Here is a 7,090-nt window from a genome sequence, read left to right as displayed (position 1 = left end):
CGCCTCGCCGACCCCGACACCCTCCACCACACCCCCATCGGCGTCTTCCGCAACACCCGACGCCCCGTCTACGACACCCTCATGGCCGAACAGCTGGAGAAGGCGGTCGACCAGCGCGGCAAGGGGGACCTGGGGACGCTGCTCACCGGCAGCGACACCTGGACCGTGGTCGGCTGAGCCGGCACAGGCCGACGGCACCCACGAAGCCCGGACCCCGTTCCACGGGGTCCGGGCTTCGCCGTACCGCCCCCCACCACGCAGCCGCCCGGAGCCACTTTCTAAAAGTTAGCGCTTTCTGTACGATAGTGGAGTACCCGCACCCACCACAGGAGCGCATCATGAGCATCGTCGTCACCGGAGCCACCGGAGCCCTCGGCCGCCTCGTCGTCGAGGACCTGCTGACCCGGGTCCCCGCCGCCGGGCTGGCCGTCGTCGTACGCAGCGAGGAGAAGGCCGCCGACCTGGCCGCCCGCGGCATCGAGGTACGGGTCGCCGACTACGACGACCCCGCGAGCCTGGCCGGCGCCTTCCGGGCCGGCGACCGGGTCCTGCTGATCTCGGGCAACGAGGTCGGGCGCCGCGTCCCGCAGCACACCGCCGTGATCAAGGCCGCGGAGGCCGCCGGGGTCGCCCAGCTCGCCTACACCGGGATCCTCGGCGGACCCGAGGCCGACTTCGAGCTGGCCGCCGAGCACAAGACCACCGAGCAGGCGATCCTCGACTCCGGCCTGCCCTACACCTTCCTGCGCAACGGCTGGTACCACGAGAACTACACCGCACAGCTCCCCGTCGTCCTCGAACACGGCGCGGTCGTCGGCAGCGCGGGCGAGGGCCGGATCGCCTCCGCGGCGCGGGCCGACTACGCGGCGGCCGCCGCCGCGGTACTGACCGGCGAGGGCCACCTGAACCGGGTCTACGAGCTCTCCGGGGACGCCGCCTGGAGCCTGGCCGAATACGCCGCCGAGGTCGCGCGGCAGTCCGGGCGCGAGGTCGCGTACTCCGCGGTTCCGGGCGACGCCCACCTGGCCGTGCTGACCGGCGCCGGGGTGCCCGAGGGCTTCGCGGCGATCCTCGTCGACGTCGACGCGGCGATCTCGCGCGGCCGGCTGGCCGGGACCAGCGGCGACCTGGCCCGCCTGATCGGACGCCCCACGACCCCGGTGGCCGAGGCCATCACGGCCGCCCTGGCCTGAGGGCGACCGGCGGCGACTCCGCAGTGTCATGAGTATCTCGCCGAAACGGGCATGACAGCAGCCCCGTCCGGCGATACCTTCGTGAGGTTGTGAGATTGGCCGGAAGTCGCACTGGAGGTCCCGTGAAGGCGGAGAACGAGCAGCGCACGGGTTTGCTCTACGGATTCGGCGCGTACGGGATGTGGGGGCTGGTCCCCCTGTTCTGGCCGCTGCTCATGCCGTCCGGGGCGATCGAGATCCTGGCGCACCGCATGGTCTGGTCGCTGGCGGTGGTCGCGGTCGCGCTCCTCGCGCTGCGGCGCTGGAGCTGGATCGCCGAGCTGGTCCGCCAACCCCGCAAGCTGGGGCTGACCGCGCTGGCCGCGTCCGTGATCAGCGTGAACTGGGGCCTGTACATCTGGTCGGTCAACAACGGCCATGTCGTCGAGGCCAGCCTCGGCTACTTCATCAACCCGCTCGTCACCATCGCGCTCGGCGTGCTGGTCCTCGGCGAGCGGCTGCGCCGGGCCCAGTGGGCGGCGGTCGGGGTCGGCCTCGCCGCCGTCGTGGTGCTGGCCGTCGGCTACGGCCGGCCGCCGTGGATCTCGCTGGCGCTGGCCTGCTCCTTCGCCACGTACGGGCTGATCAAGAAGAAGCTCGACATGGGCGGCCTGGAGTCGCTGACCGCCGAGACGGCCCTGCTGTTCCTGCCCGCGCTCGGCTACCTGCTGTGGCTGGGGATGGAGGGGCGCTCCACCTTCACCTCACAGGGGCTCGGACACTCCGCGCTGCTGGCGTCGACGGGGCTGGTCACCGCGATCCCGCTGATCTGCTTCGGAGCCGCCGCGATCCGGGTGCCGCTGTCCACGCTGGGGCTGCTCCAGTACCTGGCGCCGGTGTTCCAGTTCGCCCTCGGCGTCGTCTACTTCCACGAGGCGATGCCGCCCGAGCGCTGGGCGGGCTTCGGCCTGGTCTGGGTGGCACTGGTCGTGCTGACCTGGGACGCGCTGCGCAACTCCCGCCGCTCCCGGGCCCGGCTGGCCCGGGCCGGCGCCGAGGCCGGGGAGGCGGCGGCCGCCGCGGCCCCCGGTTCCGCGACGGCGCCGAGCCGCGAACCCGCTTAGCGGCCCCCCCGGCCCGCCCCCCGGGCCCCATACACCCCGCGATCCCCGGTACGGACCCCCGTACCGGGGATCGTCCGTATTCCGAACGACCTTGACCGGATTGCGCCCTTGACGGTCAGTCACGCTCTCGCTGAACATCAGGCTCGCACAGACGCACCAATGCTCACCTGCACGATTCCCACGCGTTCCGTCGTATCCCCCGACGGTTCATCCCCCACGGAATCCCGGAGCCCCCACATGAGCCCGTCCGTCTCCCGGCGCCTGACCGCCGTGACCGCGATCGCGGTCGCCGGCCTGTTCGCCACCACCGCCCCCGCCGCGCTCGCCGCCGCGCCCGCCGCGCCGGCCACCACCACCACCGCCGCCGCAGCCGCGCCGACGCCGCCCGACATCCCGCTGGCGAACGTCAAGGCGCACCTGTCGCAGTTCCAGTCGATCGCCGCCGCCAACGGCGGCAACCGCGCCCACGGCCGGGCCGGCTACAAGGCGTCGATCGACTACGTGAAGGGCAAGCTGGACGCTGCCGGCTTCACCACCACGCTCCAGACCTTCACCTCCAGCGGCGCCACCGGCTACAACCTGATCGCCGACTGGCCTGGCGGGGACCCGGGCTCGGTCCTGATGACCGGCTCCCACCTGGACTCGGTGACCGCCGGCCCCGGCATCAACGACAACGGCTCCGGCTCGGCGGCCGTACTGGAGGCGGCGCTGGCCGTCTCGCGCGCGCAGCTCCAGCCCACCAAGCACCTGCGCTTCGGCTGGTGGGGCGCGGAGGAGCTGGGCCTGGTCGGCTCGCAGTACTACGTGAACAGCCTGCCGGCGGCGGAGAAGTCGAAGATCTCCGGCTACCTGAACTTCGACATGATCGGCTCGCCGAACCCGGGCTACTTCGTCTACGACGACGACCCGACCATCGAGCAGACCTTCAAGACGTACTTCGCGGGCCTGAACATACCCACGGAGATCGAGACCGAGGGCGACGGCCGCTCCGACCACGCCCCGTTCAAGAACGCGGGCATCCCGGTCGGCGGCCTGTTCTCCGGCGCCGACTACACGAAGACGGCGGCGCAGGCCCAGAAGTGGGGCGGCACCTCCGGCAAGGCCTTCGACGCCTGCTACCACTCCTCCTGCGACACCTCGGCGAACATCAACGACACCGCCCTGGACCGCAACTCCGACGCCATCGCCTACGCGATCTGGAACCTCGGGGCGGCCGTCCCGGTCCCGCCGGGCCCGTCGTTCGAGAACACCGCGGACGTGAACATCCCGGACTCCCCCGGCGCCGCGGTGACCTCGCCGGTCACGGTCTCCGGCGTGAGCGGCAACGCCCCGGCCACCACCAAGGTCGACGTGAACATCGTCCACACCTACCGCGGTGACCTGGTGATCGACCTGATCGCCCCGGACGGGACGGCGTACCGGCTGAAGAACTCCAGCTCGGACTCCGGCGCCAACGTGGTCGCGAGCTACACGGTGAACGCGTCCGGCGAGGTGGCCAACGGGGTCTGGAAGCTCCAGGTCAAGGACGTGGCGGCGCAGGACACCGGCTACATCAACAGCTGGAAGATCACCTTCTGACCGGTTCCTGGATGAGGGCGCGGAGCTGCTGCGCGACCGCGGAGACGTCCGCGCGGCCTAGCTTCGCGTCCTCCACCAGGTCGCCGAGCTCCTCGGGCGAGGGCAGCTGCCGCGCACCGGCCACCCGCAGGTACGAGCGGGTCGCGGCGGCCGCGTAGAACTCGTTCATCGGGGACTCCAGCGCCGGGCAGACGGCGAGGGTGTGCAGGAACGCGGCGGCCCGCCACGCGGTGTCGGGGGCGGGCTGCTCGGGCACCAGCACCAGGTCGTTCTGGTGCCTGGCGACGGCGGCGGCCACCCCGGAGGGGTCCCATACGGCGGGATCCGACGGCAGATGGTGGGCCAGTGCGGTCCAGGCCCACTCCATGGTGATCTTCAATGGCCGAACCGCTCCTGGAAGTAGCCCCAGTGGTCCGCGAACTCCTCTATCCCGGAAAGGAAGTTCTTCCGGTCCTCGTCGAGTTCGCGTTCGGTGACCTCGGTGATCAGCGCGGTGACCGTCGTCCCCAGCGCCGCCGCTCGCGCCTTGAGGCGGTCGTGGAACTCTTCGTCCAGGCGGATGGTGACGTGTCTCGACATGTCCCTCACGGTACAGCGGCCGCGCTGTACGCAGGAGGGGAACGGCACAGGGGTGGCGGCTACTGGGCGGAGTCGGCCGCCTTCACCAGCTGGTCCTTGGTGACCGCGCCGACGTAGACCTTGCCGTCGTCCGTGATCAGCGCGTTGACCAGGCGGGTCGACAGGATCCGGCCTTCGCCGAACTTCCCGTGGACCTTGTCCCCGAGGGAGTTGAGGAACTGCTTGGCCTCCTTGGGGGCGTTCTTGTCGTTCTCGATGTCCCCGAGGCCCTTGCCCGCGCCGGAGTCGATCCGCGCGACCGTCGACCAGCCCTCGCCGAGCATCTTCACGTCGCCCTTGCCCTGCGGCCCGCCGGCCAGTCCGCCGAAGCCGGGCAGGGACTCCAGCGCCTTGAAGCGCTCGTCGTCCTTGCCGTTCGCGCCGTTCTTGCCGCCCTTGGCGGCCTTGCCGTCCGCGCCCTCGGTGACCTTGGCGCCCTTGGGCGGGGTGAAGGCGAAGGAGTCGGCGGCCGGCTTGCCGAAGTCCACCTGGGTGAAGCCGGCTTCGACGATCGGCTTGCCGCCCTGGCTCGACAGCAGCTGGACCCGCAGCGGCACGCCGTTCTTGGCGTCGACCGCGATCTGGACGGACCCGACCGTCGAGCCGCTCTGCTTGGGCTTCAGCACCAGCTGGTAGGCGTCGCGCCCGGCGATCTGGGCGGTCTCGCCCACGCTGATGTCGGTGGTCGGGCCGGCGTTCTTCAGGATCTCCTGGGCGGCCTGCTGCGGTGAGGCCGCGAGCCGGTCGGCCGTCTTGTGGTCCTGGCCGGAGCGGTCGGCCTTGTCGTGGAAGGCCTCGTTGGACTTGCTGTCGTAGCCCCAGACGTCGGTGCCGTTGTGGACGAGGGTGTACTCGTCCTTGCCGTCCAGGAACGTGAGCTTCTGGCGGTCCGGGCCGTCGGCCGCGACGCGCAGGGTGTGCGTGCCGTTGGCCAGCTGCGCGATCTTGTCCTCCGGGTTGGCGGAGCCGCCCGTCACCCCGGCGCCGCCCAGCAGCCCGGAGGCCAGGGTGGGCAGGCCCAGGTCGGTGGTGATCCGCGCGCTGCCGGAGAGCTGCTGCACGTCGGAGGCCGCGACCTTCTCGATCAGCTGCTGCGCCGTCACCTTGGGAAGGTCCGGACCGCCGGCGTTGGCGAAGGCCGGGACCATGGCGGCGGTCGCCGCGGCGACCCCCGCCACCGCGACCGGTACGGCGTACCGCGCGGCCTTGCGCGAGGTCTTCGTGTTCGCTGCCATCTCTGAGCCCTGCCCTCTTGTCCAGGGCGGCGACCGTTGTCGCCGCACTCACCCGATCCGGTGGGGTTTCGATGGATCCATCTCACCAAAACGGCGGCCCGGGGGCGTCAGTCCCCGGGATCAACTCCGCGTACGACCGTGGGATGACACGGGAAGGGCCCCTCCGCCCCGACCCGTAGGGGTCGCGGGGGCAGAGGGGCCCGTTCCACACGGCGTGGCGCCGGAGGTCAGCCCGCGCGGTGGACCACCGCGTCGCACAGCTCCTCCAGGGCCGACTTCGCGAAGCAGTCGGGCAGCGGGGCCAGCATGGCGCGCGCGTCCTGGGCGTACTGGATCGTGTCGCGGCGGGCCTGCTCCAGCGCGGGGTGCACCCGCAGCCGGGCGAGCACCTCGGCGTGCCGGGCGTCGTCCGTGAGGTCCCCGTCCAGCAGGCGCACCAGCTCCAGGTCCTCCGCGCGGCCCTCGCGCTCGGCCGCCTCCCGCAGCCGCAGCACGGGCAGCGTCGGGATGCCCTCGCGCAGGTCGGTTCCCGGGGTCTTGCCCGACTCGTGCGAGTCGGAGGCGATGTCGAGGACGTCGTCGGCCAGCTGGAAGGCGGTGCCGAGGCGCTCGCCGTACTGGGTCAGGATGTCCACCACCGACTCGTCGGCCCCGGACATCAGCGCGCCGAAGCGGCCGGACACGGCGATCAGCGAGCCGGTCTTGCCGGCGATGACGTCCAGGTAGTGGGCGACGGGGTCGCGGCCGTCGCGCGGACCGGCCGTCTCCAGGATCTGGCCCGTCACCAGCCGCTCGAAGGCCTCCGCCTGGATGCGCACGGCCTCCGGCCCGAGGTCCGCGAGGATGTGCGACGCACGGGCGAACAGGAAGTCACCCGTCAGGACGGCCACGGAGTTGCCCCAGCGGGCGTTCGCGCTCTCGACCCCGCGGCGCACGTCCGCCTCGTCCATGACGTCGTCGTGGTAGAGCGTGGCCAGGTGCGTCAGCTCCACGACCACCGCGGAGGGCACGATGCCGGGCGCGTAGGGGTCACCGAACTGCGCCGCCAGCATCACCAGCAGCGGCCGGAACCGCTTGCCCCCGGCGCGCACCAGGTGCTGCGCGGCCTCGGTGATGAAGGGGACTTCGCTCTTGGTGGCCTCCAGCAGACCCGCTTCGACAGCGGCCAGTCCGGCCTGGACATCGGCCTCAAGAGCCTGGTCCCGCACGCTCAGTCCGAACGGCCCGACGACGGTCACGAGGGGTACTCCTGTCTGCTGACGATCCGATGACGATCACATGGATTGTCAATGTGTCGCTGCCATCACTCAAGCCAGCGTATCGGGTCTGTTTTCGATCACGCAGAGCACCTGCCCGGCAGCCG

Annotated in this window: 7 protein-coding genes and 1 pseudogene; 4 read left to right on the top strand and 4 right to left on the bottom strand. The window is 71.5% G+C overall.

What is annotated here, in order from left to right:
• The 4 genes and pseudogenes from ACIRBY_RS36725 to ACIRBY_RS36710 form a co-directional block, all read left to right on the top strand.
• Positions 1-177, top strand: a pseudogene (locus ACIRBY_RS36725) (2-oxoacid:ferredoxin oxidoreductase subunit beta); the annotation flags it as partial.
• Positions 178-338: 161 nt separating this feature from the next.
• Complete coding sequence (locus ACIRBY_RS36720) at positions 339-1,193, top strand: SDR family oxidoreductase (protein ID WP_403909105.1); 855 nt, start codon at positions 339-341, stop codon at positions 1,191-1,193.
• A 122-nt stretch (positions 1,194-1,315) separates the two neighbouring features.
• Positions 1,316-2,296, top strand: a complete 981-nt coding sequence (rarD, locus tag ACIRBY_RS36715) for an EamA family transporter RarD (RefSeq protein ID WP_403909102.1) — start codon at positions 1,316-1,318, stop codon at positions 2,294-2,296.
• Positions 2,297-2,533: 237 nt separating this feature from the next.
• Complete coding sequence (locus ACIRBY_RS36710; protein ID WP_403909099.1) at positions 2,534-3,874, top strand: M28 family metallopeptidase; 1,341 nt, start codon at positions 2,534-2,536, stop codon at positions 3,872-3,874.
• On the opposite strand, the gene ACIRBY_RS36705 is transcribed toward ACIRBY_RS36710, so the two are convergent.
• The 4 genes from ACIRBY_RS36705 to ACIRBY_RS36690 form a co-directional block, all read right to left on the bottom strand.
• The gene (locus tag ACIRBY_RS36705) at positions 3,864-4,253 is read right to left on the bottom strand and encodes a hypothetical protein (RefSeq protein ID WP_366455699.1); all 390 of its coding nucleotides are present in this window, start codon (positions 4,251-4,253) and stop codon (positions 3,864-3,866) included. The genes ACIRBY_RS36710 and ACIRBY_RS36705 overlap by 11 nt on opposite strands.
• On the bottom strand, positions 4,250-4,453 hold the full coding sequence (locus ACIRBY_RS36700; RefSeq protein WP_237293031.1) for a ribbon-helix-helix domain-containing protein: 204 nt from the start codon (positions 4,451-4,453) through the stop codon (positions 4,250-4,252). Before ACIRBY_RS36700 ends, ACIRBY_RS36705 begins: the two co-directional genes overlap by 4 nt.
• Positions 4,454-4,512: 59 nt before the next feature.
• The gene (locus ACIRBY_RS36695) at positions 4,513-5,727 is read right to left on the bottom strand and encodes an outer membrane lipoprotein carrier protein LolA (protein ID WP_403909095.1); all 1,215 of its coding nucleotides are present in this window, start codon (positions 5,725-5,727) and stop codon (positions 4,513-4,515) included.
• Between the two features lie 227 nt (positions 5,728-5,954).
• Positions 5,955-6,965: a polyprenyl synthetase family protein gene (locus ACIRBY_RS36690; protein WP_403909092.1), complete on the bottom strand. Its 1,011-nt coding sequence runs from the start codon at positions 6,963-6,965 to the stop codon at positions 5,955-5,957.
• Positions 6,966-7,090: the final 125 nt, after the last annotated feature.

The sequence above is a fragment of the Streptomyces sp. NPDC096136 genome (assembly GCF_044763325.1).
Taxonomy (GTDB): Bacteria; Actinomycetota; Actinomycetes; order Streptomycetales; family Streptomycetaceae; genus Streptomyces.
This window is presented reverse-complemented; position numbering and strand designations above follow the sequence as displayed.